Annotated in this window: 21 protein-coding genes and 2 pseudogenes; 9 read left to right on the top strand and 14 right to left on the bottom strand. The window is 39.8% G+C overall.

The genetic code is table 11. From position 1 onward, the window contains the following. The first annotated feature begins 362 nt into the window (after window positions 1-362). From IVG45_RS17170 to IVG45_RS17180, 4 genes and pseudogenes are all read left to right on the top strand, one after another. On the top strand, window positions 363-944 hold the full coding sequence (locus IVG45_RS17170) for a hypothetical protein (protein ID WP_196435015.1): 582 nt from the start codon (window positions 363-365) through the stop codon (window positions 942-944). Window positions 945-2429: 1485 nt separating this feature from the next. Beyond that, a pseudogene (locus IVG45_RS23025) lies at window positions 2430-2540 on the top strand (hypothetical protein); the annotation flags it as partial. 81 nt (window positions 2541-2621) lie between these two features. Beyond that, window positions 2622-3998 (top strand): ATP-dependent nuclease, encoded by a 1377-nt coding sequence (locus IVG45_RS17175; RefSeq protein ID WP_230874627.1) that lies wholly within the window; start codon window positions 2622-2624, stop codon window positions 3996-3998. Next, complete coding sequence (locus tag IVG45_RS17180) at window positions 3983-5014, top strand: hypothetical protein (protein ID WP_196435017.1); 1032 nt, start codon at window positions 3983-3985, stop codon at window positions 5012-5014. Before IVG45_RS17175 ends, IVG45_RS17180 begins: the two co-directional genes overlap by 16 nt. A gap of 123 nt (window positions 5015-5137) precedes the next feature. On the opposite strand, the gene IVG45_RS17185 is transcribed toward IVG45_RS17180, so the two are convergent. Together IVG45_RS17185 and IVG45_RS17190 are read right to left on the bottom strand one after the other, a co-directional pair. Beyond that, window positions 5138-5479, bottom strand: a complete 342-nt coding sequence (locus IVG45_RS17185; protein ID WP_196435018.1) for a hypothetical protein — start codon at window positions 5477-5479, stop codon at window positions 5138-5140. A 35-nt stretch (window positions 5480-5514) separates the two neighbouring features. Beyond that, window positions 5515-5847, bottom strand: a complete 333-nt coding sequence (locus tag IVG45_RS17190; protein ID WP_196435019.1) for a hypothetical protein — start codon at window positions 5845-5847, stop codon at window positions 5515-5517. A gap of 573 nt (window positions 5848-6420) precedes the next feature. Here IVG45_RS17190 and IVG45_RS17195 point away from each other — a divergent pair. The 4 genes from IVG45_RS17195 to IVG45_RS17210 all read left to right on the top strand — a co-directional run bounded on the left by IVG45_RS17195 (window position 6421) and on the right by IVG45_RS17210 (window position 10361). Next, a complete protein-coding gene (locus IVG45_RS17195; protein ID WP_196435020.1) occupies window positions 6421-7104 on the top strand; it encodes a metallophosphatase domain-containing protein in 684 nt (227 codons plus the stop codon). A 529-nt stretch (window positions 7105-7633) separates the two neighbouring features. After that, the gene (locus IVG45_RS17200) at window positions 7634-9091 is read left to right on the top strand and encodes an AAA family ATPase (protein ID WP_196435021.1); all 1458 of its coding nucleotides are present in this window, start codon (window positions 7634-7636) and stop codon (window positions 9089-9091) included. A 20-nt stretch (window positions 9092-9111) separates the two neighbouring features. Beyond that, window positions 9112-9759 (top strand): hypothetical protein, encoded by a 648-nt coding sequence (locus tag IVG45_RS17205; RefSeq protein WP_196435022.1) that lies wholly within the window; start codon window positions 9112-9114, stop codon window positions 9757-9759. Further along, the gene (locus IVG45_RS17210) at window positions 9756-10361 is read left to right on the top strand and encodes a hypothetical protein (protein ID WP_196435023.1); all 606 of its coding nucleotides are present in this window, start codon (window positions 9756-9758) and stop codon (window positions 10359-10361) included. Before IVG45_RS17205 ends, IVG45_RS17210 begins: the two co-directional genes overlap by 4 nt. Window positions 10362-10759: 398 nt before the next feature. Here the strand turns inward: IVG45_RS17210 and IVG45_RS17215 are convergent, their stop codons facing one another. Together IVG45_RS17215 and IVG45_RS17220 are read right to left on the bottom strand one after the other, a co-directional pair. Next, the gene (locus IVG45_RS17215; RefSeq protein ID WP_196435024.1) at window positions 10760-12190 is read right to left on the bottom strand and encodes a hypothetical protein; all 1431 of its coding nucleotides are present in this window, start codon (window positions 12188-12190) and stop codon (window positions 10760-10762) included. A 191-nt stretch (window positions 12191-12381) separates the two neighbouring features. After that, a complete protein-coding gene (locus IVG45_RS17220) occupies window positions 12382-12867 on the bottom strand; it encodes an SOS response-associated peptidase family protein (protein ID WP_196435025.1) in 486 nt (161 codons plus the stop codon). A 355-nt stretch (window positions 12868-13222) separates the two neighbouring features. Between IVG45_RS17220 and IVG45_RS17225 the strand changes: the two genes are divergently transcribed. Further along, entirely contained in the window at window positions 13223-14035 is an 813-nt protein-coding gene (locus IVG45_RS17225; RefSeq protein ID WP_196435026.1) for a hypothetical protein, read from the top strand. Between the two features lie 36 nt (window positions 14036-14071). Here the strand turns inward: IVG45_RS17225 and IVG45_RS17230 are convergent, their stop codons facing one another. From IVG45_RS17230 to ubiK, 10 genes and pseudogenes are all read right to left on the bottom strand, one after another. Next, entirely contained in the window at window positions 14072-14236 is a 165-nt protein-coding gene (locus tag IVG45_RS17230) for an ATP-binding domain-containing protein (protein ID WP_196435027.1), read from the bottom strand. Next, the gene (locus IVG45_RS23030; protein WP_442923333.1) at window positions 14197-14406 is read right to left on the bottom strand and encodes a YrrC family ATP-dependent DNA helicase; all 210 of its coding nucleotides are present in this window, start codon (window positions 14404-14406) and stop codon (window positions 14197-14199) included. Before IVG45_RS23030 ends, IVG45_RS17230 begins: the two co-directional genes overlap by 40 nt. A 76-nt stretch (window positions 14407-14482) precedes the next feature. Continuing rightward, entirely contained in the window at window positions 14483-15724 is a 1242-nt protein-coding gene (locus tag IVG45_RS17235; protein WP_196435028.1) for a tyrosine-type recombinase/integrase, read from the bottom strand. Beyond that, entirely contained in the window at window positions 15717-17921 is a 2205-nt protein-coding gene (locus IVG45_RS17240; RefSeq protein ID WP_196435029.1) for an AAA family ATPase, read from the bottom strand. The genes IVG45_RS17235 and IVG45_RS17240 overlap by 8 nt, the downstream gene beginning before the upstream one ends. After that, window positions 17914-18282, bottom strand: coding sequence for a hypothetical protein (locus IVG45_RS17245; protein WP_196435030.1), 369 nt, complete (start codon window positions 18280-18282; stop codon window positions 17914-17916). Before IVG45_RS17245 ends, IVG45_RS17240 begins: the two co-directional genes overlap by 8 nt. Then, window positions 18272-18886 (bottom strand): hypothetical protein, encoded by a 615-nt coding sequence (locus IVG45_RS17250; RefSeq protein ID WP_196435031.1) that lies wholly within the window; start codon window positions 18884-18886, stop codon window positions 18272-18274. Before IVG45_RS17250 ends, IVG45_RS17245 begins: the two co-directional genes overlap by 11 nt. Next, window positions 18879-21251 (bottom strand): hypothetical protein, encoded by a 2373-nt coding sequence (locus tag IVG45_RS17255; RefSeq protein ID WP_196435032.1) that lies wholly within the window; start codon window positions 21249-21251, stop codon window positions 18879-18881. The genes IVG45_RS17250 and IVG45_RS17255 overlap by 8 nt, the downstream gene beginning before the upstream one ends. Continuing rightward, entirely contained in the window at window positions 21248-23134 is a 1887-nt protein-coding gene (locus IVG45_RS17260) for a hypothetical protein (protein ID WP_196435033.1), read from the bottom strand. The genes IVG45_RS17255 and IVG45_RS17260 overlap by 4 nt, the downstream gene beginning before the upstream one ends. A gap of 1688 nt (window positions 23135-24822) precedes the next feature. Further along, window positions 24823-25857 (bottom strand): annotated as a pseudogene (locus IVG45_RS17265) (YifB family Mg chelatase-like AAA ATPase); the annotation flags it as partial. 6 nt (window positions 25858-25863) lie between these two features. Next, the gene (gene ubiK, locus IVG45_RS17270) at window positions 25864-26115 is read right to left on the bottom strand and encodes a ubiquinone biosynthesis accessory factor UbiK (protein ID WP_196435034.1); all 252 of its coding nucleotides are present in this window, start codon (window positions 26113-26115) and stop codon (window positions 25864-25866) included. Window positions 26116-26118 lie beyond the last annotated feature (3 nt).

Here is a 26118-nt window from a genome sequence, read left to right on the forward strand (position 1 = left end):
AAAAATGCCTATTTTAAGTTAAGTCACATGTGAATTGGCTTACATGTTTTCACACGCGGGCATTGAAACCAAGAGTTGCGAAGAAGATTTATTAGCAAAATCTAATATTTAATAGGTACTTAGATTGCAGAAGAGCACTGAAATGCCCCCCCCCCGTCAGTTACTTAAACTAGATCTTATAGAGTGGCAACCAGTCATACAATTCCTAACTAGATTTGGTGTGATCTCGAGATTTGGTCACTCGCATTAGCTGCGAAAAGATTGTCGCCTCAGAGGTGGGTCGAAAAAAGAACATTGCACCCCTTGACAACTGATGATAGATGTTAGTATATTAAAAGCTCAACAACTCTCAAGGAGACTCCATGAATGAAATTTCATTAACAAGTTATAAAACCACCCCAGGAAACGAAACAACAATAGAAGGAATCAATGCATTGCCATTGCCAGATGGAAGGCCTGCACCAAAAGGCTTATTTACGGCGTTTTACGGTGCGAGGGACCCTCTCATTGGATTGTGTGATGCCCGCCTAAAAGCACAGCAGGCGGGTCAGGTGGTCAAGACTGTTATTTTGAAGGTTCAAGCTGGAGAAAATACAACATCAACCGTTACGACCGCTTCGGCTGCGAATGCGGTGTTTATTAATGTCGAGAGGATTGATGCCTCATTAGAGGCTGAATTGATCAATTATGTCGCTCCAGGTAAAGATGGGTCATTAGCATCAATAATCGATGATAACCCAGAATTATTGAATAGGTTGTTCTCCTGTCCTGAGTTGCCATCAGTCAATATGATTGTCTGGCCAGCGTCTTTTAAGAAGGGAGCAATGCTGAAAATGGCAGCTGTTCGCGATTTGACTAAGATTCGAGTGGCAAATGTTCCTAGTTATACTGTTATAAGGAATGACAACCAGTGTGAAGCTAAAACTTTGAAAATTTCATACTAATCTGTTCAAAAGCCTTCGGCTTGCATGAGCCGAGGGCTTTTTTTGCGCCTACACTTTTTTGACGTTGTATCCAGTCTTGATTGTTATCAGCTCTTGAAAATATGCATTTGAATTTCCGGTTTATCAGAAGCAATCAACAATCGGTTTTGCCTGATCTGGAAGTGCTGAATATTTACAAGAAAATCAAATCCGGCCGACTGAAGCCCGTCGATCAAAACGCATGTTGATCATATGAAAACGATAGCTGAACCGAAACGGCATCGTATTAGCCACAGCAAGATGATAATCCTTGCCCGAAATGCGGCAAGCCCATGGTGTTGAGAACCACGCCGAATGGGGCTAACCAGGGTGGTCAGTTTTGAGGGTGTAGCTAATTTCCGAAGTGTCGGGCGGCTAGATCAGCAGCCTAGAATCGTCAGTAACTACTTAAGTTTGTTTTGATGACCTAAGAATTAGTCTCCTGTTTATGGAAACCAATTTGATTTTTTTGCCCCCGCTAATGCAAAGGGTCATGTTCGATCACCTACCTTGCCAGCATATTGATATCTATCATTGCGCTACCTTTATCAGTGCGCAATTCAGGCAAAGACATTCACTGTCTTTTTAAAACTGCCTATACGGCATTGAACAATGTTCCAGCACCAGGTCCTATACCAATTCTTTTATAAACTGCCTATACGGCATTGAGCTGTAGGTTACTTATATAAATATATTCAATATCAATAGCTTATACATATTTTTAGATGTTTGCCATCAAAAAGTCTGCATACATTGTTTTTTTCTGAGTCCAATTATGCTCATTCGACAAAGTAAGGATAACTGCGGACCGTAGAAAAGCACTTAATTACCACATCAATTCTAAAAACGCTTAATTTTGTATACCAGATTTGTTTGTATTGCAAGCTAAACTTATTAGACCGTTATGTAGGTATATACAACACCATACAATTGATTTGTTTGCTGTAAACTACCGTCATTGCATTGAAAAACAAAAGCCATTTTTTTTAACCTAATCCGGTATGCGCTAGCGATGGTTATTAAACAAGTACCAGACCTGAATTTACACCATGGTTAGCAACCATCTTGTAAAGCATGTCATGCAATATCAAAAGGTTCCGGTACTGAAATCCTTTATCTGTTTGCGCCAGATCGCGTGTCATTTCATGAAAAATTAGGCTGACAAATTTTTAAATAAGAAGAATATCGCGGGTATTTGGTTACCGGTATGAGAGTCAAACTGAATAACTGTGTTTGAAATTTTGTGCTGAAATTCCTATCTGGTAGGAATTTCTTTGATGCTTTCACCCAATTAGTCGATAGTACATAGCAACATGTGAATTGATGATATCGACTCTTAGGAACTTTCATTAAAATCACTGATATGGCATGACAGACAGAAAGTTATCAAATATATTGTTCGCCTATGAAAAGATGTAGATCTGCATAACTCTGATATATTTTAATCGCTTCAAGGAAGTAAATGCGTTGGCCACAATAATTACCAAAACTAAACTGTGGAATTTTAAGCGATTCCAAGACTTCTCCCTACAGCTTCAGCCTGAGCGGAATATACTTATCGGAGACAACGAATCGGGAAAATCGTCGATTTTACAAGCTATTGACTTGGCTCTAAGTGGGAGCCGTAGTAGGGTCGAAACGTTGGGGCTGGAGAGTCTAATGAATATTGATGCTGTCTCTGGATTCTTGGCTGGGGATCGGGATTTTGGGCAATTGCCCTGTATGCGGGTCGAGGTGTTCCTTAACGAGCAACACAACCCAGATCTCAATGGCCGAAATAACAGCGACAGCGTCTTATGTGATGGACTGGCGTTAATTTGCTCTCCGATGGACGAATATTCAGCGGACATCATAGCTATCCTAAAGGATCCTGACGCTTCATTCCCTTTTGAATACTACTCGACTAAATTCCGCACCTTTGCTGGGGAGTCGTATGGCGGTCCTCGAAAGTATTTACGACATCTTCTTTTAGATAGCTCACTGATCAATAACGAGTACGCGACTAGGGAGTACGTGAAGAGCGTCTATCGGGCTAACTCAGAAGATGGCGACCGTAATAAGCATCAAAATGAATACAGGAAGCATAAAGTTCAGTTCAGAGATGCTGTCCTAGGTGATATGAACGCAAAGCTGGATGCCTGTCAGTTTTCTATTGCGACCAATAACAAGTCGAACTTGGAAGCTGATCTTACGATTACAGAGGGCGACATATCGATTGATAACAAAGGCAAGGGACGCCAATGTTTTATTAAGACTGAGTTCGCCTTGCGAAAAAAGAAATCGGCTAACTCGCTTGATGTATTGCTACTAGAGGAACCTGAAAACCACCTTAGCCATACGAACATGAAGCGCCTCGTCTCAACCATTGCTGATGCTGAAGATCAACAGATGATTGTGACCACGCACAACAGTCTGATCAGCACTCGGCTCGATCTTCGAAACGCTATATTGTTGAACAGCTCAGGAACAGATGCCGTTACCATGAAGAACTTGGCCAAAGAGACTGCTGATTTCTTTATGAAGGCCCCTGACAACAACGTTTTGGAGTTCGTCTTGTCAGGTCGGGTGATCTTAGTTGAAGGAGATGCTGAGTTTATCCTGATGCAAGCGTTGTTCAAACGGGTAACGGGAGTGGAACTCGACAACACAGATATTCACGTCATCTCTGTCGGGGGGACGAGCTTTAAACGTTACATGGAACTGGCAAAAATCCTTGGAGTGCGTACAGCCGTGCTGCGTGACAATGATGGTGATTACGAGAAAAACTGCCGTGATAACTACGTGGCGTATGTGACCGATGGTATTCGAGTGTTTTCAGAGATTGCAAACGGTCTGAGCACATTCGAGATATCCATGTACCAAAATAACCCCACCTTGTGTGACGAAATGTTCTCTGGCGGGAAGATCCAGCTGGCGCCCCAAGACTATATGCTCAATAACAAAACGCAGGTGGCGCTGCGCCTATTGGAAGAAAAAGCAGACCAGTTGGTTGTTCCAGGCTATATCCAGGAAGCGATAGAGTGGATCAGTTCGTAATTCTATCAGTCGCGGGTTCGGGAAAGACAACTCATATCGTTAATTCAATCGATCCAGAAAAGTCGAATCTGGTCCTGACCTACACTGACAATAACCACTTAAATCTAAGAAATCGGATCGTTAGTCGATTCGATGGCATTCCTGACGGCACGCGGATCTACACGTATTTTTCGTTTTTGTACTCGTTCTGTTTAAGGCCACTGTGCGGAGATAGGTACAGGCTGAAAGGAATTAATTTCGATATTCCGCCTGAGTTCACTCGCCGTATCAAGCGCGACAAATTGCGTCACTATGTTGATTCTCATGGACGCATCTACGCGTCACGTATCGCAAGCTTTCTAATCAATTTCAGTATGGTTGATGAAGTACGGGGTCGAATTGCGAAGTATTTTGATTGCGTTTATGTAGACGAAGTGCAGGACTTCGCTGGGTATGACTTCAACTTGTTGGCTAAAATTACGGCTGGAAACACCGATTCAATTTTTGTCGGGGATTTTTTTCAGCACACCTACGATACCAGTCGTGATGGGAATGTGAACATAGGGTTGCATGATGACTATGACAAATACAAGAAGAAATTTGAAAGCTTGGGCTTCGAGGTTGATGAAACCACATTGGGGCGTAGTCATCGATGCAGTATTACTACCTGCGAATTCGTGACTGATAACCTTGGGGTAGCTATTGGCAGCCACCATAAAAAGGAGACTCTACTGGAATTCGTGGATGACGATGGACTGGCTGGAGCAATCTTTTATCAGGAACATATCGTGAAGCTTTTCTATCAGTCGCATTCGAGTTATCCATGTTATTCGAACAACTGGGGAGCTTCTAAGGGGGTGGATGACTATGATTCAGTTTGTGTTGTATTAAATGGTAAAACTGAAAAATTGTTCAGAGAGGGTAAGCTTTTAGAGTTGCCGCCAACCACTAAGAACAAATTATACGTGGCATGCACTCGCGCACGTTCTAAGCTGTATTTTGTACCAGAGCGCCTTATTCGAAAGCACAAAAAATAGATTTTCGTAAAAACAGCCACCATCAAACACGACAATTATACCTGTGATCGGCGATTTTAGCTGATGGTGCTCTTTAGCGTACGAACTGGTAATTCAGGCCCATTGCTACCTGTGAAACGCCCTTTACTGTGATATTTGGAAATCAAAATACTGGTCAGTCACATCAACCTCGTTTTTCGCATCATTAATCATCGCCCACCTATCCCAGACATAATCGCCGTCTCGAGTCATTCCTGGTTCGCCTTTTAAATGATAGATTCGACCACTACCGGTTTTCACAAGCATATTCTCTCTATCAAAAGTTTCAATTTTTGATGAGACCCGTCCTGAATATTGCCAAGGGATGTACCCCACAAGATGATGTGTTTTTTCCGTTTCACAGCTTATTTTAACTTCACGTACAGACCAGTGAATTATGTTTTCTTCAGGCTGTTCGGATATTGAAGCTATAGCAAAAAATGTCATGTGATTGAGGATATGTAAGTCAATGTTTAATAAAATTAATGGAGCCGGAAGTATTCATGAGTTACATCTGATGCCCAGACAACATTGTTGTTTTGCAACCAGATCTTGAGGATATATTCGACATCCTCATCAAAAAACGGATGACCGATTAAATGATAAAGCCGGCCGCTTGATGTAGTAATTTGCAAAGCGGCGCCGCTAAAATGCTTGATGGGGGTGGTAACACGCAAAGTCCCTTTCGATGGCAGGAATCCGACCAAATGCCGCGTTTTCTCCGCGACTCCTTCGAACTGTAATTCTCTGATAGACCACAATGCTATTGATTGTTCGGGCTCTAAAAAGATAGGTGGGGCTGGGCGGTCTGCCATTGTTGTTATCACTTTTTGGGATGTGAATGAGCGATGAGGGACGGTGCTAATGGGTAATTTTTATGATTATGATGCATCTTTTACGAGATGGCAACTTGTTGTATTTTCAGTAAAAAGTGCAAAAAACTTCAAAAATAATCCATGTGAATTCATTCAGATGTTTCCACACAAAAGGCCCGAAATTCATAAAATTTAGTGATCACGTGTGAAACCTATTAAATGTTTTCACATGAAAAAAAACACTAACATGCGCGATATGCCGCCAGGAAGTCCTCACAATTTCCGTTTTTACATTCCCGATAGCGATACGTCTAATCACAAGGCTTGCATTCCTAACCGAATCGACGGAGAATTTAACGTCGGCTTATCATTCATCTCAAACGTAAGGGGGGCATCATGGCTACAAGCATTGAACATGTTGATGTTTCTCTGCGTGCGCATAACCTGGTCAGTACGACCATATAAACAACCGTTTTACTGGGGCATGTCCTCGGTGCGGTATCGCGTTTTTCTCTCTCTTTGAAAAATTCTCTACAGCAGTGATGTTCATGCCTCTCTAACCAAGAGAGAGCAATGCACACAAGTGGCAAAAACATTCTGACTAGTCAACCAAGACAAGCTTCTGAAAAATACGGCATTCGGCTTGTTTGTATTTCAGACATACACGGTGCAACTGGTTTTCATGTTCCCGATGGCGACATTTTGATTATCGCGGGGGACGTGTGTGGATATGGGAAGGTCAGTGAGCTTGCGATTTTTGACCAATTTCTTTCTAGCCTGCCTCACCCGCTCAAATTACTAGTTGCGGGCAATCACGATTGGCCTTTTGCTAATCCCAACGGACCTGATGCTAAAGACCTTGTAAAAAACGTAGTTTACCTGCAAGACGCTAGCTTTGATTATTACGGCCTACGGTTTTGGGGCTCGCCGTGGCAGCCCTGGTTCCTCAATTGGGCTTTCAACCTGCCGAGGGGGCCTGCTCTTGAGGCTGTTTGGCAAAAAATTCCAAACGACACGGATGTTTTGATTACGCATACCCCGCCGTATGGCATTCTTGATGAGACATATAGGGCGAAGCATGTTGGGTGTAAAGCTTTGTCTGATGCATTAAAGCGTGTAAGGCCGGCAGTACATGTTTTCGGACACATTCATGAAAGCTATGGTGTACAAGAGAGTGAAGGCACTATTTTTGTTAATGCGTCTTTATGCAACTTTCATTATCAGCTTGTTAATGCGCCGATCGTTATTGATCTGTAATTTTTACCCTCTATGAAAGTTTTTTCGTTTTTTAAGAAACTTCATCTTCCGACATTCAAACGCAAGAAAAAATAGAACATAAACCCTGTTTTAATATTCTTAATATTTCCATTAAAAACACCGCATCGGCAGGTTAGTGGTAATTCGTTTAATTAACCTCATCATGAAATAAAATCGGCCGCGTTGATTTATCGCACGAGTTAGTTATCAAAAATTAATTCAATCTCATAAGCAATTTCCTGATCTACAAATCTACTTAAGGCACAGCGTTTTCTCGCTTATCAATGAACCCCGTTTCGTACGATTTTTCACACCTAACATGTGCCCAAAAAGTCCCTGCAAAAACTACTAAAACGGGCATTTAGACTGCCACATGTGATCGTATATATATGTTACCACATAAAATAAGCCATTTTTTGCATACCCCCTAGACACGCGCATTTTTTTATGATCCCATCGAGCCAAAATCGATTGTCAGAATCATGCCAAATGGTATGCATCCATTTAACAATAGACGTGTATATGTGTTATGTATTTACGAAAGAAAGATAATAAATTTCGATTCTTTTTAAAAAAGAAGGCGCAAGATTATGATTACCGAGTAAGGCTCGGAGTCGAGGAAGTAGTCTACGAGAAAGTACCCGAAGCAGTGCAGGTCTTTGATGTTAATTTGATGAATTATATAATGAGTGAAAACTCATCAAAAAATAACTTACACCAAAATCACAAGCGAATTTTAAGCTATTTGTCGAATACCTTTGGTTATCTTGAATTAGTTCAGTTAAATGAAAATGTAATTCGAGAGCTAGATGAATTAACGGAAAGTTTTCCGAATTTCACAAACGTTGTTGAATACTACAAGCAACAGCTTTCATTATCCTTAATTGTTGAGAAAGGTTATTTTTCTGCTAGTCCGCTGTTAATTAGTGGCCCACCAGGAATTGGAAAAACAGTATTTTGCCATGAGCTCGCAAAAATAATTGGTGCTCACTTTGATGTGATTAGTATGTCAGGTATGACCGCGAGCTTTGTTTTGAGCGGGTTGGCATCCGGTTGGTCTGAGGGGCGCCCAGGTAAAATCGCAGAAACACTCGCAAAAGGACAATGTGCATCAACAATGATCGTACTGGATGAGCTTGATAAAGTTTCGCATGACGCGCGCTATAATCCATCCGCCCCTCTTCACCAGCTGCTTGAAAAAGAGACAGCTAAAAGCTTTGTTGATGAAGCATTGGAAATAAGTATCGACTGTTCATACATCGTATGGGTGGCTACAGCTAATGATTTAAATCATATTTCAGCGCCAATTCTGTCACGCTTTGCAGTTATCGAAGTCAATTCGCCCACGCCAGACCAGATGATCAAGGTAATTAATTCGATCTATAAAAGAATCAGAGAAAATCATCCATGGGGCGATCAATTCAGTTCTGACTTACAAGAATCTGTGATTAATAAAATTAGAACGACTGGACTTGAGCCTCGACTAATTCAGCGTGAGTTAATTACCGCCTGTGGGCGAGCAGCGCTAAAAGCTCGTGAAAACAATCAACAATTGGCTAAGTATGATATACACCCTGAAGATTTTGTAGTATCGGTAGAGAAGAAACTACTAGCACAAAATACTCATACTTCAGAAAATCAGTATAATTTTTATATGCCGATTTTGAATGTTACCAGCGTTGCAGATGATCAAGAAGAAGTGGTTGAGTATTGGTCCGTTAAAGAACTTATATACGGAAATGAAACTCAGCGAACAAAGCATATTGTTGGTCGTCTAATTTCAACTAAAAGCGCTATAGTATCTTTGCCAATCATTGAGTTTGATAGAAAATCAATGCGCATAAAAACATTGGACAACAGAGCTTATCAACTGAAAGGTCCGCCTGGCATCGATAAAAATACTGAATCCGTATGGGAGCAATGGATGCTTTCAAATAATGCGAGAGATATTGTGGATGTGACACATCAATTTTTTTCCATTCATTAAGATTTCTAAGCATAAATATTATGAATAGCGAATTAGATGCGGCATTATGCCGTAAATATCCAGGATTTTTCCGTTACAGAACTGTTAGCTCGGATAAAAGCTTAATGAGTCGGGGATTTTCATGTGAAGATGGCTGGTTCACATTGATTGATGTCATTTCTGAATTACTGACAAAACATAATCCTGATGTATTTGCTATCCACATAAAGGAAAAACTGGGCAGCTTGATTTTTTGTAACAGCGATACCAGCGATTATTCTGTCGGGGTAGAGATGGCTGCTGACAGAGTATCGAAATACGTTTGTGAGATTTGTGGGGCACTAGGTGTACTAAATCATAACGAGAACGGCTGGTTGGCGACACGATGCGATGAGCATAAGTCTGAAAATTCAGCTACTGATAATTGCGATCTTGATCTTTCAGATGTTGCGAATTTGAAAATGGGTAAGGCTTGGTCACGCCTGGCCGCAATATTGCAAGAATTAGCAGATTGGTTCACAGCACATAATAGAATGCCGGCTGCATACTTTTTTATCAATATTGATAAAAAAGGCCAATTGAATATCCAGTATTCGCGAGGCAATGAAATCACCCGTGGTATGGTCGACTTGATCGTGGGTTATGCCAATCGGATCGATCAAGATTCAGGGCGCCCCAAAGACATATGAAAAGTGAGCTGGATGATCAGTTATGCCGTAAGTACCCGACCCTTTACCGCGACAGACACGGTGATCCGAAATCGACTGCGATGTGTTGGGGATTTGACTGCGGAAACGGATGGTTTCCGGTAATCGATGTTTTATCCGAACTGCTTTCAAAACATAACGCAGAGGTGTATGCCAGTCAGGTCAAAAAACAGTTCGGCTCGCTGCATTTTTACTACAGCGGGAGAGATAAATATACCGATGGCCTCGTTTCTTCAGCTCAATCTCTGTCGAGCATGCTATGCGAAATTTGCGGCAGCCAAGCTTTGATTCAAACCAAATACACTGGATGGTTTACTACTCGATGTAAAGAGCACACAAAAGACTATAGCGATAAAGAATATGTCGAACTCGATGTTTCCAAAGTTGCTTACCTCGGCTTTGGCAAAGCATGGTCAGCACTGGTTTTAATTTTGATTGACTCATGCGATTGGCGTACAGAACACAATGGCATGCCGGCAACTCATCTAAGCATCACAAAAGAAGCCGGTAAGCTCATCGTCAGCCACAGTGGGGGTGATGATTTTACCTACACGATCCGAAGTTTGCATGCTCGCTTCCAGTAATAATTTGAATGTCAGTATAAGATATGAAGTTAGAGAACCGAAAGACAAACGGGCGCTTCCAGTTTGATCAACACAGTTTCTGATAGCACTAATTGCAAACGGCTTTGAGGTTATTGACGATTAGCTGATGTGGACCCATAAGCGACACTCAGTATCAAGCTAATTGAAAATCAGTTCAATTTAAAGCAGGCATTGAATAGTTCAATATTATTAGAGGCGCTAGCACTAAAGACTGAGTTTATATAATACTTCTTTACGAGCTTATCTGGTTTTGCCAGTATGATTTTTTATGTGATTTTGTTTTATCCTAAATATATATATCCACAAACACCTCGCAAAATCGCTCTTTTCTCGCATAATTACTCTTTTAATAGTTCAGCGCGCCAGTACATAAGATATTAATGCTCTGAATCTGGTAGTTGTTCTGATTCAGCGGATTGTTCTTTGTTACCCAAAAATGGGAAACTAGATTCTATATAATTAGATAAATTGCGATAATAAAAATATTGTATTCTCGTGTTTTCATTATTATACCTGCGACTGATTTCAGCTAATGTTTTAGCTAATCCATCGATATGCGATATTAGGTAATCATTATTGTATAAATTATCAGAATTGGCCACTAATCCATTTGGCAGAAAAACACGGCTAGAATTATAACGACCATAATCAAAACCTTGTGTTTGATTATGAATGATTTGATATGTATTCAAACTTTTTTGAACAAGTTCAACAACGTATTGCTGAAAAGCTCCATTCATCAATGGATCGTTTAGCAATAGATTTTCAAAATCATTATTCAAAAAAATAGCTAAATAAAAATTATATTGATTGTACGCGATATTGATTTTGGCAATATTGCCAATGATTCTTGCTGTATTAATATGTAATGATCTCTGGTCTAGTTTTGATATTTTTTCTTCATCCAGATAAATCTCTTTTTTTGTATTTTCACTTTTTTCTGATGATATTTTTTCATCTGTCTTTTTTGAATCAGAAACAAAATTCTGCTGAAATACAAATTGCCTTTCTGCGCCATTAGACTGAGAAAAATCAGGTTTTGATTTGTTGATATTCGGTGAAAAAATGCGATCTATATAATCTATTTTCTCAAGTTTAGAGGCTGCTTTAGGGCTATCGGGAGAATTAATTTTATGCCTTGACCATTCGCTTTCATAAATCCTTTTAGCCTCTTTTGTCTCTCCTTTTGCTAATTCACTTTTAGCCATTTTTATTTGATCTTCGGGTATATTTTTCTTTAAATCATTTAATCCATTATAAATATTTTCCAACTTTCCTTTGAGTGACGCATACGAGGATTTGGTGTCTTTTAATTCATTTCTTACAACTTCCAAGTCCTTGTCAAGCTGAGCTGATTTTTCTTTATCAAACGCAGTTGATCGACCTTGTTCCTCTAGTATTTCTCTTTCTCTGCGTTTTAGCCCAGCTTCGTATTCTTGTATGGATATTCCTATATTTCCTGTATTAAGAGTATCAATTGTATTGCTATTGCCAACTATAATACTTCCACCACTATTAGTAATACTGGGCGGATTTTGATGCTGGTTATTAAAAGCATCTGATGCATTAGTCGTAGAAGAACCAATCGTAACATAAGACCACGCTAAAATACCTGCTATAGCTACGCCAAAGGCCATAGTCGCAAGAACAACAACAGCCATTGGTGCTTTATCGCGTGGCAACCTGTTTGATATGACCTTGTTTATTAATTCACGGAACACAATAAGAAAAACACCAATTGCAATTCCCGCAGGTGCAGCAATTTGACCAAATGATTCAATTATCTTTGTATCGACTGTTCCAGGCATTTGTTCACTCCTCAAAAGGTTTTCAATTGAATTTGATTCAAAACTTAGCACGGGCTGGAATATCTATTATAGCGTTAGCTTAAGTAATTCGTCTTCTGTTCAACTATAAGCAAATATGGATTGAAATTTAACGACCGTTTTTAGTAATCGAGATGATAACCTCGACTGACCGCTCTTGAGAGGTCACAGCACTAGATCGAGATAGTCAACAACTCATCCCATTTGGTCGTGTAAGATGCTGATTTGAACTGTTGCCGCATTCGCCACCGATCACTAACCAGTTCGCTGCCAAAGCAAACGCTATTTTTCCCATGTCGACGATTGATTTTGTCCAAAGCCGACATTAACTGGTCGGAGCGTTCTGCATTGACAGCATCGAACAAAGATATCAAGCAGCGACGATGTTTAAATGCAGACCGAAACGAAGGCTTTTCCCGAACTGTCTCGACTCGGGCATTGATCAAATGCGAACTGTTTTTGGCATCTTTTGCCCATGACGGCACCAAGCCCCAGAACAGGTTGACGGCTTTTCGTGAGTGATCATCCAGTTCAACAATGGTGAGAATTTTCTGAGCGGGAGCAATGTTGTAACTGGATTGGAAACGAGGTGGCCGCTGTAGCTGAAAATGATCGACTATGGATTCAGGTGTTGCTGTCAGTTGATACCGTCCGCACATGCAAAAGCCTTTAGAACTTTGGATACCGCAAACTCTGAATTAAACAAGTATCTTTGCAGAATCCGGTTGCCAGTGTCATTGTTAAGTTAGGATCAGTCATTGTAGAACAAGACGTGAATGCAATATTCACATCACTACTGGTGACCACCATGATTAATTCGGCGCGTCTTAGATCAGCTCTTGCTCAAACGTCGAAAGTTATGGTGGAAACAAGCCATAAAAACTCTGCTTACTTGATTTGAAACTATCCTGATCAGTGGCGTCACGACACGTTGGGGATACAAAAATAATTCAACTGAGCCTAATTTCCAGTGTTATCGTTTTCGGCCCTCATAACAAGACCGCAAGAAAAGAAATGAATAGAGATATGTTTGATGCGTATGCAGAGCGCTTAGAACGTCATGGTATTAAGGGCGTTGGCAATCCGGCCTTTGAATTGGGTAGAGAGGGTAAATACTCCCTTCGCTACATCCCCTTTGAATACGTCAATAAAGACGCCAGACTGGTGATTGTCGGTATCACTCCAGGCAATACACAGCTAGAGATTGCTTATCAAACCGCGCAAAGCCGATTGCGGACGGGTAAAGACAAAACCAATACCCTGATTGAAATTAAAAAGAATGGAGCCTTCGGCGGCGACATGCGCAAAAACTTGGTCAAAATGCTCAATCACTTCAAGCTTGACCGCATTCTTGGCATCCATGACATCAATGAGCTTTGGAACAGCCAAGCCCATTTATTGCATTCAACATCGGTGGTGCCACATGCTGCTTATGAAGTGAAAAAAGGCCAAGACGCTATGTTTAACGGCAGTTTCGGTGAAGTGATGAAAAGCCCTTTGCTGAAAGACTGCTTCTTAAAGTGCTTCATTCCAAGCATTCAAGAAATGAACCCAGAAGCGTTGTATATCGGGCTAGGTGTCTGTCCAACTGATGCTTTGAACTGGTGTGTTGAGCAGGGTTATATTCGTGCCGAACAGATGCTAGGTTCGCTCAGTCATCCATCTAGCAATGGCGGTAACAGTGTGCCGTATTTTTTGCGCGAAAAACGGCTGGAAGACCTTAAACCTAAAGACCCTATACGTTATAGAGCCGATTGGCTGGATGCGGCACATGACAATCTAAAGGCCAATTCTGATAGATTGGTGGAAAAAATCAGGGGCTTTTAAAGCGGTGATGGCGGAGAGGGTAGAAGATTAAGCTAATCAAAGCCTCTCTGCCAAATTGGTCATCCTACGCTGCGAGCTTTGATTTTTGACAGCCATACCCAACGCCTTGGGCTGTGCGATGACCACAACTAATTGTTTTCCACGGGTTACCCCCGTATAAATCAAGTTCCTCTCAAGAAGCATGTAATGCTGCATCGCCATAGGTATGCCGCTGAGCCGATGACCGTAATCAAATCACGATGTCCTTTAACTTTGACCCGCAGGACGCAGAACCCCGATGCTTCACTATGGAAGGTCACTCGCTCAATAGAGCCTTGAAGTTTTTCAAGTGGATTGTCGGCAGAATGAGTGATGAGAGTGGGGGAACTCATTTAAATGCACGATGTGCAACAAATCAAAAAAGAAAGTAACGATTCAATGAATATCCATTAAGAAGTAACTAGAATTTCACCGACTCCGTTGTTCAAGCATACGACGTAACTCTGCATTTTCAATAGATAGCCTAGTATTTTTGTCCTTTTCGGCTTGTAACTCTTCATTTAACCGATGAGTTGCCGATCCTTGTCGCCGGCGTTTATTATGACGAATATAAGCTTGCTGAGATAATATTGAGTTATGACCTAGCTTCTGAGCAGTTCTCAACCCCACTGCTTCAATAGAAGTATCTAATCCCAGTTCGATTGAGCAATCAATATCGTCGTCGATAGTTTCACAAGCAAATAATCGCCGCAAGCAATGTAACCCGACACCTTTTTTATCCCAACCAAGTTGGATTGCAGCACTGTAAAATAAATTACTAATATGATTTGATTTAAGAGCAGTCCCCTTTGTTGTACTTAAAAAGACATTACTAGATTTCGCCTGAAATTTATTAACAATTTCTTGTCTGTCCGTTTTTATATAATTAAGTATTTGAATTGCTAGAGTTAACGGGATCTCAAACTCTTTACTATAACCAAATTTCTGTACTTTTGGACGGACAAGAAAAACATCAACACATTTATTAATTTCAGCTTCGTTGAACTGGTCAACTGTTAAACTAGCAACAGAGCCTACACGCAGACCAGATTTTCGAAATGTCATTAACATTAGTGTATTTCTACTGGCAACATTCGGACGTGCCTGAAGAAAAAAATCAAACATTTCGTTATATTGGTCATCCGATGGTACAAAGTTAACGGTGTGTTTACTGTTCTCTCCAACCCTTTGAAAACATTTTGGATAATTAAGGCTCGGTTGTTGATCAGTTTTACTAGCAAGCAATGAACTGGTAATTTGATGCCCGCCAACGCCTAAAATGCGCTTTCTAGGCTCTTGTCCTTGAACCCATTTATAAAAATTGTAAATTTGTCTTAGATAAACATTAATGCTGATTTTACGGTTGTTAGTAGTGCTATGACGATTACGATTACCTTTGTTAAGTAAATTATCTCGAAATTCTTCGATTATATTATCGTCGACTTCTAAATAGTCTATGTTTTTGTCTGAAAGATATTGAAAAAATACTCTAAGGGTACATGCGCGATCTTCCACAGTACCATTTGCAGCGTCTTGACGATCAGCCATATCAATAAGATAGTCAGTCGGCGGATAAAAAACCTGTCCTTTATTATCAAAAAAGGAATAAAAGACCTTGCCATCGATCTCTCTCTTAATAAATCTTATTTGAAATTTTGGCGAGCTAGCCATTAAAAGTCTCCCGAAGAGTTTGAGAAAATCCTATGCATCGTTTAAAAGCTTTAGGCGGTGTAGTGCAATTCTCGTAAAAAACTTTGATATCTCCAATAATAAAGGCTTGTATTTTTGCACACGTAATGGCTGTGTATACCCACGAGTTATCTAGAATTGTTGACGCAGGCATTGCTATAATGACACGATCGAATTCCGATCCCTGGGCACTGTTGCACGGTATACAATAGCCAAGTTTTATTTTCTTAAAGTCTGCTGCACTAAGTTTAACTATATGACCATCAAATTCTGCTAAGGCATAACAAAGTTCGATTTCACCACTAGGAAGTGATTGCGCTATAGGTGAATCGAATACCTGGATAACTTTGCCTAAGGAGCCAGAACTTAACCCTTTGTAATCAAGATTATCTTTGCAAACTATCACATCATCTAAACCAATAGATTTAGTACACTTCACCAATGCTTTTACATTGCCGACATTGTCTTTTCGATAACTGTCGTGAATGCGAATATTAATATCATCACATAGAGATACTGTGGGCGCTATTATCTGTATATCTCCCCACTTTAAAATAAAGTGGCGAAAACTAACCGTAATTTTAGCAATATCTTCAGATGGTATAGATATATGACACAGTCCAACCTGCTTATCCTCAGGACAAGTTTTATCAAAGTCGGAAACACAGGGTATCCTTTCAAGTCGTATCGAATCAGCGACGATTGGAATGCTAGACGATGCATCAAAACAGTGAAGTTGAGTCAATGTGATAGTAGGGATAATTGGACTCATACATAATGCATGAAAAATTAACCCTGGACCAATTGGTGGTAATTGCCGAGAATCACCAAGCAAAACTATACTTCCACTATCAGGTATGGCTCTCATGAGCCTTATCATTGTCGGCAAATCGATGGTATGTGCATCGTATACAACAAGCTTTGAATGCGCTGGTAAACGTTCTTCTGAAATTCTGAATAGAAACGAAGAAATAGAACTCGCCTCTTTGTGAGTAGCCATAGAAATCCGTTTTACTGCGTCTCGTGAGAGTGCTACCTGAAACACACTAGCAGTGTTACTGAGTAGATAATGTAACACCGACAAACAGGTTGTCTTCCCTACACCCTTACCCCCATCGATAATGGAGAATCTGTGTGTTATTGCGGTTTCGACAGCTTGCTTTTGCTGATTGGTTAAAGTGATATTATTCATTTGTTCAAATTGGGCGAGTAGCTCAGGCTTAAACTTATATATTGTCCCCGTCAGCTCCCCAGTGATCACATGGCTGAGAAGATTTGCAATCTTCTGTGCTATGAATCTTTCCATTAAGGCATGCCCAAAGCCCTGATACGTAAATTCATCACTAATGACAATAGTTCGATCTAACAGTGCTTGTTCGATTACCAGTTGAGCATCTTGTTTGCTAAATTGAGTCAATGATCTTATTGATTGAATCAGATCTTTTTTTAAAATTGCTGTATTACCAGCATCGTAAGCTTTATATATCGCGGCGGAAACAGCGGCACTCATACGTCGCGGATCATGTAGTGCAACACCAAAAAATGTTATGGCCTGTTTATCGACAAGAGGAAAATTAGTAAAAGCTAACAATCGATAGGGATTATCAATTATCTTTTCGATAGTAGTTACACCAAAAAACTGGAGTGCGAATATAGCTAGTGATGTAGTGAGTCCGTTTTTCTGAAAAAAACGAACCACTTCTGTCTCAACTTTATTTTTATGCCATTTATCGATGAGCAGATACGCTATATCCGTAGGGATTTTGCCTAGCTTTTTGTCTGTTAATGGATCAATATCACCCTTGTCAAGTAACCAATAAAGATTTTGACCGAATTTAGTCCAAAGTTGTCTAGCTTTAAAGACTCCAATTCCTGGTGTGTGGTAATGAATATAATTAACGATTAGTTTTCCAACAGGATGTTGACGAAAGCATTCTTGAGCTACAAATTGATCACCATATTTAGGGTGCACTTCATCAGCGCCAAACAACTCCCATATTTCCCCTAACCGTGGTAAATCAGGAGTAATTAGCCGAGTTATCACGGCCTTTATGGATTCATCACCAAGCGAAAGCTTTAATATACTGATTGCATCATTAGCGTATATTATCGACTCAACTATTCCGACAATAGTTCGGTTTTCATCTTGTTCTAAGGAAAATGCAGGATGATTAAACATCAATGAACCTTCCAGTATCGATCAGATGTTCATTTATTGAAATTTTTATTTTCAATTCAGCAATTTCTAATTTTGCACACTCCAACTGGTTTTCAAGTTGACTAATCCTGCTTTGTAATTGACGCTCTTTGTCACCACGTATGTCAAGAAATTGATAAGACGTTATATTTGATTCAAGGGCATCAAGTACAGCTTTAAGTTCTTTGTTCGTGCCGAGAGTAGATTTAGGTATCTTTATTAATTGGCATATAGCCGATTTGTTCAATCGACCATTACGGATCGGAATTTCCGGTTTACTATCTATCCATTCCTTTAGTCGAGTAACGGCCTGCTTGGCTTTGTTTTGATTACTAATTGCCATTGTGTTTAACTGACAAGGGTTGTAGTTTTACAATCGTTTTAGTAAGACTGCTAATTTGAGATTTTAAGCGCTCAATCTCATCTTCCATGATCTGATAGTTGTTATAGAATTCTTTTTCATGTCCTTCCGTTTCTCGCAACAAGGCCTGATATTTGTTTTGGCTTTCAACGTAGTTTCGACGTAAAATAAGATTTTGTTCTGATAGACTGCGAATATTTATTTCCATTTCACTTTGTGCAGCTTTGAAACGTTTTATTTCACTAGCTGAAGTGCGTTGGAGTTGAAGTTCAGCTTTTTGTTTGAGCGCTCTTACAATGCTTTCAACTTCAGCTCTGTGAGTTTTATACTGGGCGAGCGTTGAATTATTCAGCGATCTTATTGCAGGCAAACTTTTTCTGAGGAAGGCACAATTCTGGCTACCGTCCCAACCCAAGAATTGTCGAACGGTCTTAGGTGAAAAATCTAAAACCTTATTATCTTTTTCATCTAAGATGTGATGCCCATTTTCGTCGCATCGAAATGGAATTCCATCTTTTAACCAAGAATTAAGAATATTAATTTTTATCTCAATATTCTTTAGGGCATTTTCTTTAGAATTACTCACAAAGCTCCATCCTTGCCAGCTTCATAAGGTCACTGTTTTTAACCATATTAATTTTATTTAATTCAATGATTTGAATTAAGTTTTCATAATCAGTTCGTGCTCGCTCCTGCTGCATTGGTGGAAGCATAAAATCATTCATGTCTTCTTTTAATTGTTCAGCATCTTCTTCAAGATTTTTCAGAAAACCATTATTGTTATAATGATATGGGCACTCCCTACATAAACTTGCGCAAGCGCGCTGCGTATTAGTCTGATTTTCCTCATCCCTGCATCTAGCATTTAAGGCATTCCTTTTTGTGGGCGCATTACACTGACCGTGTGGCATACAGTTTGGCTTATATCCTTGAGCTTGCAACCGCTCGCTAATAATTTGCCCTTGAACTTCAGCTGGTGAGTTAACAAAATTTATATCGGAAGCGAACCTTCGAAATAATTTACGTATGTAACGTGGGAATCCACCCCCTGATTGATCTCCACTAATAATACGTGTAATAACATCGGTGAGTCTTTCTTTACCAACTGCTTCGATCTCATCCTCTAACTTCTTATACTCTAATTCAAGACTATCAACGAGTTTCTTTTCTACCAATGTTACATCTTTTCTATTTCCGATAGTTGCCGCAATATTTTTAGCTTCATCCCTAAAATCTGGATCTGTAATGTATACTTTTGTCATTACAATAGTAAAATGACGTAAATGCTGTTTTAAACTTAACAGATCCGAATTGTCATAGCGATAATGATAAAGTAACGCAAAAAATCGCCGCCCCATGTGAGATGCAAGATCAGGTGCACCGTCTGGATACAAATAATTGGTCAAAGTAAAAATTGACAATACACTATTGATCTCGCCAAAATTAAAATACCTTAAATTCAAATTAATAGATCGCATTAACGGCACGGGATTACAAATTGAAAACAAATTAACATTGTTAGGCTTCATCATGAGATCAGAAAGAGCAACTTTCATGTCAACCAAAAGTTGAATAGCACAAGCGGTTGAACGATTAACATAGAATAGATGGCGATCTTGATAGGTTTTTTCAATGTAAAAATTGCAAAGAAAGATCCCCAGTTCTTCATTAATTTTATAAAGATCAGTTGTTCTTAAACCTGTACTTTTGTCTGCTATTTCCCCTATGCGCCGCCCATTTAAAAATAATATGACTATGCAACATGCACCTTGTATTATTGCGATTAAATGCATGAGGGATATCGCAGCACTTTCAGTAATCTTTCCAGTTCTGTCGGCCCAAGACCTGATAGGTGGCAATTGCATTCTTTCAGTTAAAATATCGAAAGGCTTATCATTTTTTAAAAAATCTATAATTTGTTTTGAAAGCAAATCATTAAAAGACTTATTTTTTCTAACATTTGAATTTGCAATTTTTACAAATAATTCTTCCTGTCTTATTTTTTTTAGAATTTCGACAAAAGCAGGCCCATATTCGAACACTATTTCTAACGAGCGTTTGATTATATATACTGCATCCGATAGAGGAATATTATCCGTTCTGTCATCACCGTTTTTACAGTATTTGTAAGAATATTTTAAGGCGTTTAAGAAAGGAATATAGTTAAGATGGTCAACGCCATCTTCTTTCTGAGATAAATGATTTAAACTCATTAAGGTTTTGTAAAAACTAGATCTTGATACTTGCGATCTTGAGGTATCTCTTTCAAGCCATTGTTGGAATTTGGCAGCAAACACATAGCTTCTTTTTTGGCAATATTCATTTATAATTTGTTTAGTTTCATGACTATAATATGAACAAGCACCATAACCAAGTCTTTTCTCCCAATATCTCTTATTCAAAGATTCAATTCTTCCCTTTTTATCTATGTTAAATATTACATTTTTTGGAGCTTCAGTCTCGTGTAAATCAAGATCAGCAAGAGCCTTCTGCCAGCGCTTTTCGAAGCCAAAGATTACATATGTGTGATTTTTTCCTAATTCTTTTGCTAGGCATTCAATATCTCTTTGCTGAATCTCATTAAGTCTATATATTCCCCGTTCTCTGTAATATGTCATCACAGATACATATATATAGATCCTAGTTGCCACGACCTTTAACTTATCTTTTGATTTTTCTTTGCAGCGACCAATAGATATATCTATTTGAAACAACAAAGTATTTATATATAAGTCATTTGAAGCAATAGATACTGGTGTTATATTGCCCTTGCATGGCGGGAAAAATATTTCGCGAAAATCATAGTCATTTACTGTGTTATCAGACTTTAAAACTCTTAATGTTTTTTCGTCTTCTCGCCACTCCAGAAGTGCAGATTTAACCTTATATCTAAGCTGACGGTCATCAATATGATGGCTTATCGACTTTTTTTTGTGACTTGTTTCTTTCATGCTTCTTTTTTTAAAAAATCTGGACGATTTTGTTTGATATATGCCAGAAATACGTGAACGAATATTATCTTTTGCATATGAATATCTATAAAATTCTTTGGATTTTTTTCATACAAGTATGACCAACGTGATCGATAGTAACTGAGCGTTTTTTGGGCCAACTCAACGTCTATTTTACAAACCTGAATTACATTGTTTTTGCAACCACCATTAACATGGCAGTGCATACCCTCACATCTTTCACCTTTTTTTGTATTTGGGTCTGGGCTATCGAACGGATCATGACAACGAGTTCCATCGCCAACCATCTCTGCTGGTATTAGACTCGTGTCAATATGACGTTTATTCAAATTTCGGGAATTAACCAAATAATCCCCTTCTGAAATGAATGAAATGGTTGCTTCTATTCTTCGCTGGAACTCTAATATTCTGGCTTCGTTAAGCCTAAAGAAAAGAGTGTCATTTAAATACCCTTCTGTTATTGATATGTTATTGTGCCCGAGCAATACTCTTACTGTTTCAATATTTTTTGACATAAGCATAGTTATTCCAGCTCGAGATACTCGTAAATCTGACGCTGAAAAATTATTTAGCTTATATGGCTTTATTATGTTATTTAGCAAGTTATTTTTTGTTAAAGGAAAAAATATTCCAAAAACCGTATTGAAATTTCCAATAAACAATCTGGGCTCTGTTAAGTTGTAAATATTAGTTACTTGCTTGTGATGCCATAATAAAAGTTCAATTGCTCTAAACAACAGTGGCTCAGAACCTTTTCTTACTTCATAGATTGGAGTTTTATCATCAGTTTTGTTTTTGACACTTTGCAGCGAGTACCGAGTAGAACTCAGTTTCTCTATATCACTTTTTATTATGGCGTGAACGCTACCTGGATTCCATGCTGTCTTCATGCAAATTAATACTGCAATTGAAATTAACACGTGGTTAGGTAAAAAATATTGCGCATAGAAAAAATTGTAATAGCTAGCAGGGTTTCGCCACAGTTGCCTTTCTTTAAGAAAGGTGGGAAGTAACGCTATTCCTGGGAGTTTTATTTTTGAATTTAGGATTTCACTTGAAGCGGACTGAATAATGAATGCTAATAAGCTTAGTTCAGTTGCATTTTTTGGTTGATTGAAATAATTATTGTTCCAAGGATCGTTAAGTACTATCCTTGAATTGTAATATTTCTTTACTTCTGGGTGAATCTCATAATCATTTAACGCCTTATGCTCATTAACTACTTTTATATAATCATCTATGATATTTTTACAGGCATTTTCTATCAATTGTAACTCTGAATTGATTTTTGTTTTTGCTTGATGTTCTAACTCTTTAATATCAATGTGCTCTATTGTTGATATATTGCCTAGTACCGTCCCTATCTTTCTATATTTTTTAGGTCGTATTGCATGTTCCTTATTCGGCCTCAATTCTTCATTCGCTAATCTTCCATCGAATAATCTCAATTTTGTACTAGCTATGTGACGTCTTATCAGGCAAACATAAATCTTTTGCTTGCTCAGAGGTGCGCCTGCATGATTTAAAAAGTCTTCAAACTCGTATATTGCTTGCCTGATTTCAACTCCTTTTATGTCACACGCCGGTTTTGAAAGTATCCTTATTGCTTTATTACAACTTTGCAATAAGTGAATTGCATTCTTAGTGTTTAGCGCAACAGTGTAGCCTGGGGTCTGTGCTTTAAATGTATTTTCTAACAAACTAAAAGTTTCCATGAGAATACTATTTTTATTTGTAGATAATGAAATAGTAATTTCTTGAAATCCCTTTTTCGAATTTTTCCGTGTAGCAATCGTGAAGCTTACGTTCATTAAGGTAGGAGAACTACTTTCCATTCCTAATGAAGTTCTATACGTGTTCATCAGCCCCCCCTCACTTTTGGCCATCACCAACAACCGACGAAGCATTTCGTCTTAGTGGAAAAGTCTAAGATTGGCGAGATCGCTTGTCAAGGACAAAAAATCTACAAGTCATTGAAAAAAAAGGAAAAAAGAATGGTTAGATTTATATCTTTTCACACTGTCATATTTGTTTTCTCCTGCCTTGCTCTATTCAATTTGTAATTTATTGACTCTAAGCCCCTCATTTCAAGTGCTATCACACAACATCAATACAATTCGCAACTTATTGATACAATTAACAATTAATTGGCTTGCATTTTTCTAAGGATAGCCATTAATTGTTTACTTATTTTTAACTTGAGTTAAATTAATAATATTTTTGTTTATATAAACATTTGGCTACAAAATCTTTTTTTATTTAAATAATTTTTATTGCTAATTTTGTAGATAATATATATACGTTGATTGATGTGCCTGATAGTAGATTTGCTAGTGAGAGTGTCTTTGGCTCATAAATTTGCTGTGATACACAAGTAAAGCAGCTGATCACGACACGGAATGCACAGACCACTATCTAAAGACCACGTACTGGCGAGACTACATAGCCACATGGTTTCTGTATTGCCGTGAATTGACAAACAAATTGATTGGTTAGCGCTTGGTAGCGGTAAACGATATCGAGCAGATAAGTTTTTCCGACGAGGCCAGTCAGTTTTGTTTGCTGATCAATAATCTTTTCGGCCTGGCGTTCGACAGGCTAGCGCGATGGTGGCTAGTTTATTGAAGTTGTCCGGCCTTGATTGGTCGACGCCGAATTACACGTAGCTTTGACGTCACCAGTTGAATTTGCAGGTATCCATTTCTTATCGTCCCAATCCGAACGGATCTCACTTATTATTCGCTAGAACGGGGGTAAAAACGCTATGGGTAGGTGAATTCCCATAGTGCAAAAGTGGAGAACCAAAAAGCATGATGCAGAGTATCGTCGGCAATAGCGCAAGGTTCACTTTGGTATTAATGCCGAAACATAGGAAATTCGTATGATTGAAGTCACTTCGAATCTTGTCATGCACTGGTTTTGCCTGATTTGCTCATTCTGCTACCCCGCGCATACGCATCGATTCAGTTGCTGGCGACTGAGTATATGACACCAATGGAATATTCATAATGCTATTGGCGAAGCAGGGGGCTGAGGCTGTCATTCCGGTCTGCACTGTAATCCACCTAAAATAAATATGCCAGGAGCTCAAGTCAGAAATGAAACGCTACGTGCCATCCAGCGTTAGATAGAGTGTTTTGGAAAAAAATGAAGTAGGCATCATCGCCGCAATCTGTTAGAAACCAAAATGGTTCGCTTCAAACTTTTGGAAGAACGCGTCAAAGCTCGTCTCTTTAATTGCCAAGTCGCCGAACTTCGAATTCATACGGCGCTATTAAATCTGTTTACTCAATTGGGTTCACCGATAACGGTTGTCATGCCCTAAATCCATCTGGCAATTTGAGTAAGGAGGGGGCACTCTAAGAATTCTAGAGTCAAGGAACAGGTGTCTCAAGTTTCAGTTGTTTTGGGTTCTACCGATGTGAGTACTGGCAATTCCATGCATATATCCATCAACTTAGTGAAATTTTCATCGATATAATTTCAACCTTATGAAAATACAACTACAAAGTCGTTCGTTCAGTCAGTTCACCATTTTTTGAGGATATTACAAGGCTGCAATCAGTTGAAAGCGGGCTGGAAAATCGGATTGTCGGTTAGCTCGGGAAATGGTGATATGTCCGGTTTCCAGGGGTTCGCGCAGCACTTCCAATACTTTTCGATCAAACTCGGGTAGTTCGTCCAAAAATAACGCGCCGTTATGCGACAACGAAATCTCGCCGGGTTTTGGGTTGCTGCCGCCGCCAACCAGAGCGGCGGCCGATGCGGTATGGTGCGGAGCCCGGAAAGGCGGTTGCCTCCATTTTTCGGCATCCAGGCCATGGTCGCTGATCGATGCTATCGCGGCGGTTTCCTGGGCTTGTTGTTCGCTCAATTCCGGCAGAATTGTGGGCAGGCGCGCCGCCAGCATGGATTTTCCGGTGCCGGGAGGGCCAAGCATCAGCAAGTTGTGAGCCCCGGCGGCGGCAATTTCCATCGCGCGCTTCACATGAAACTGTCCGTGGACATCGGAGAAGTCGACATTGAAATGCGTTTTTTCGGTGACAATGGATGTAGACGGTGACGGTATGATTTTTTGGCCGGTTAGATGGGCGCAGACATCAAGCAAATTTTGCGCTGGCAGCAGTTGAGCGTCACGAATTAAACTGGCTTCGGGTATGCAGCCAACAGGTAGAATCAGTTGCCTATGAGCGTCGCGACAGTGAATCGCTACCGGAAGCGCGCCGGCAATCGGCCGCAATTCGCCGCCCAACGACAACTCACCTATACATTCGTATTGGCCGAGATGGGTTTTGGGAATTTGGCCCGAGGCGGCGAGTATGCCCAACGCAATGGCCAGGTCGAAACGCCCGCCTTCCTTGGGTAAGTCAGCCGGAGCTAGATTGATGGTAATGCGTTGAAACGGAAATTCAAAATGGGAGTTGATAATCGCGCCGCGCACTCGATCCTTGCTTTCCTTGACCGCGGTTTCCGGTAAGCCGACGATATTGAGAGCCGGCAAGCCGTTGCTGACATGGACCTCCACCGTCACTTGCGGAGCAGCGATGCCAGACCGACCGCGGCTGTAAACAACGGCCAGCGACATTGGCACTTATTCGGGTTTTAAGTGCTTTTCCAGCTGATCAACGCGCTTTTCCAGCTCTTCCAGTCGCGAGCGGGTTTTAGCCAGCACGGCTTTTTGTACTTCAAACTCTTCGCGGCTGACCAGATCCAGTTTGGATAAGGCGCTTTGCAATAAGGCGTGTACGTTTTTTTCCATGTCATCCTTGAAGTGGTGCAGTCCGGGTGGAATGGCATTGCTGATACGGTTGGCAATATTATCGATGGATTTGGGATCGAACATGGC

The sequence above is a fragment of the Methylomonas sp. LL1 genome (assembly GCF_015711015.1).
GTDB lineage: Bacteria > Pseudomonadota > Gammaproteobacteria > Methylococcales > Methylomonadaceae > Methylomonas.

What these genes read in the sequence shown, in the direction of transcription:
- IVG45_RS17175 (WP_230874627.1), top strand. Translation starts at nt 2,622, where the DNA reads ATGAATATTGATGCTGTCTCTGGATTCTTGGCTGGGGATCGGGATTTT.
- IVG45_RS17185 (WP_196435018.1), bottom strand. Translation starts at nt 5,479, where the DNA reads ATGACATTTTTTGCTATAGCTTCAATATCCGAACAGCCTGAAGAAAAC.
- IVG45_RS17230 (WP_196435027.1), bottom strand. Translation starts at nt 14,236, where the DNA reads ATGGCGATGCAGCATTACATGCTTCTTGAGAGGAACTTGATTTATACG.
- IVG45_RS17200 (WP_196435021.1), top strand. Translation starts at nt 7,634, where the DNA reads ATGTATTTACGAAAGAAAGATAATAAATTTCGATTCTTTTTAAAAAAG.
- IVG45_RS17260 (WP_196435033.1), bottom strand. Translation starts at nt 23,134, where the DNA reads ATGAACACGTATAGAACTTCATTAGGAATGGAAAGTAGTTCTCCTACC.
- IVG45_RS17210 (WP_196435023.1), top strand. Translation starts at nt 9,756, where the DNA reads ATGAAAAGTGAGCTGGATGATCAGTTATGCCGTAAGTACCCGACCCTT.
- IVG45_RS17235 (WP_196435028.1), bottom strand. Translation starts at nt 15,724, where the DNA reads ATGGCTAGCTCGCCAAAATTTCAAATAAGATTTATTAAGAGAGAGATC.
- IVG45_RS17245 (WP_196435030.1), bottom strand. Translation starts at nt 18,282, where the DNA reads ATGGCAATTAGTAATCAAAACAAAGCCAAGCAGGCCGTTACTCGACTA.
- IVG45_RS17225 (WP_196435026.1), top strand. Translation starts at nt 13,223, where the DNA reads ATGAATAGAGATATGTTTGATGCGTATGCAGAGCGCTTAGAACGTCAT.
- IVG45_RS17190 (WP_196435019.1), bottom strand. Translation starts at nt 5,847, where the DNA reads ATGGCAGACCGCCCAGCCCCACCTATCTTTTTAGAGCCCGAACAATCA.
- IVG45_RS17195 (WP_196435020.1), top strand. Translation starts at nt 6,421, where the DNA reads ATGCACACAAGTGGCAAAAACATTCTGACTAGTCAACCAAGACAAGCT.
- IVG45_RS17240 (WP_196435029.1), bottom strand. Translation starts at nt 17,921, where the DNA reads ATGTTTAATCATCCTGCATTTTCCTTAGAACAAGATGAAAACCGAACT.
- IVG45_RS17205 (WP_196435022.1), top strand. Translation starts at nt 9,112, where the DNA reads ATGAATAGCGAATTAGATGCGGCATTATGCCGTAAATATCCAGGATTT.
- IVG45_RS17255 (WP_196435032.1), bottom strand. Translation starts at nt 21,251, where the DNA reads ATGAAAGAAACAAGTCACAAAAAAAAGTCGATAAGCCATCATATTGAT.
- IVG45_RS17215 (WP_196435024.1), bottom strand. Translation starts at nt 12,190, where the DNA reads ATGCCTGGAACAGTCGATACAAAGATAATTGAATCATTTGGTCAAATT.
- IVG45_RS17220 (WP_196435025.1), bottom strand. Translation starts at nt 12,867, where the DNA reads ATGTGCGGACGGTATCAACTGACAGCAACACCTGAATCCATAGTCGAT.
- IVG45_RS17170 (WP_196435015.1), top strand. Translation starts at nt 363, where the DNA reads ATGAATGAAATTTCATTAACAAGTTATAAAACCACCCCAGGAAACGAA.
- ubiK (WP_196435034.1), bottom strand. Translation starts at nt 26,115, where the DNA reads ATGTTCGATCCCAAATCCATCGATAATATTGCCAACCGTATCAGCAAT.
- IVG45_RS23030 (WP_442923333.1), bottom strand. Translation starts at nt 14,406, where the DNA reads ATGAGTTCCCCCACTCTCATCACTCATTCTGCCGACAATCCACTTGAA.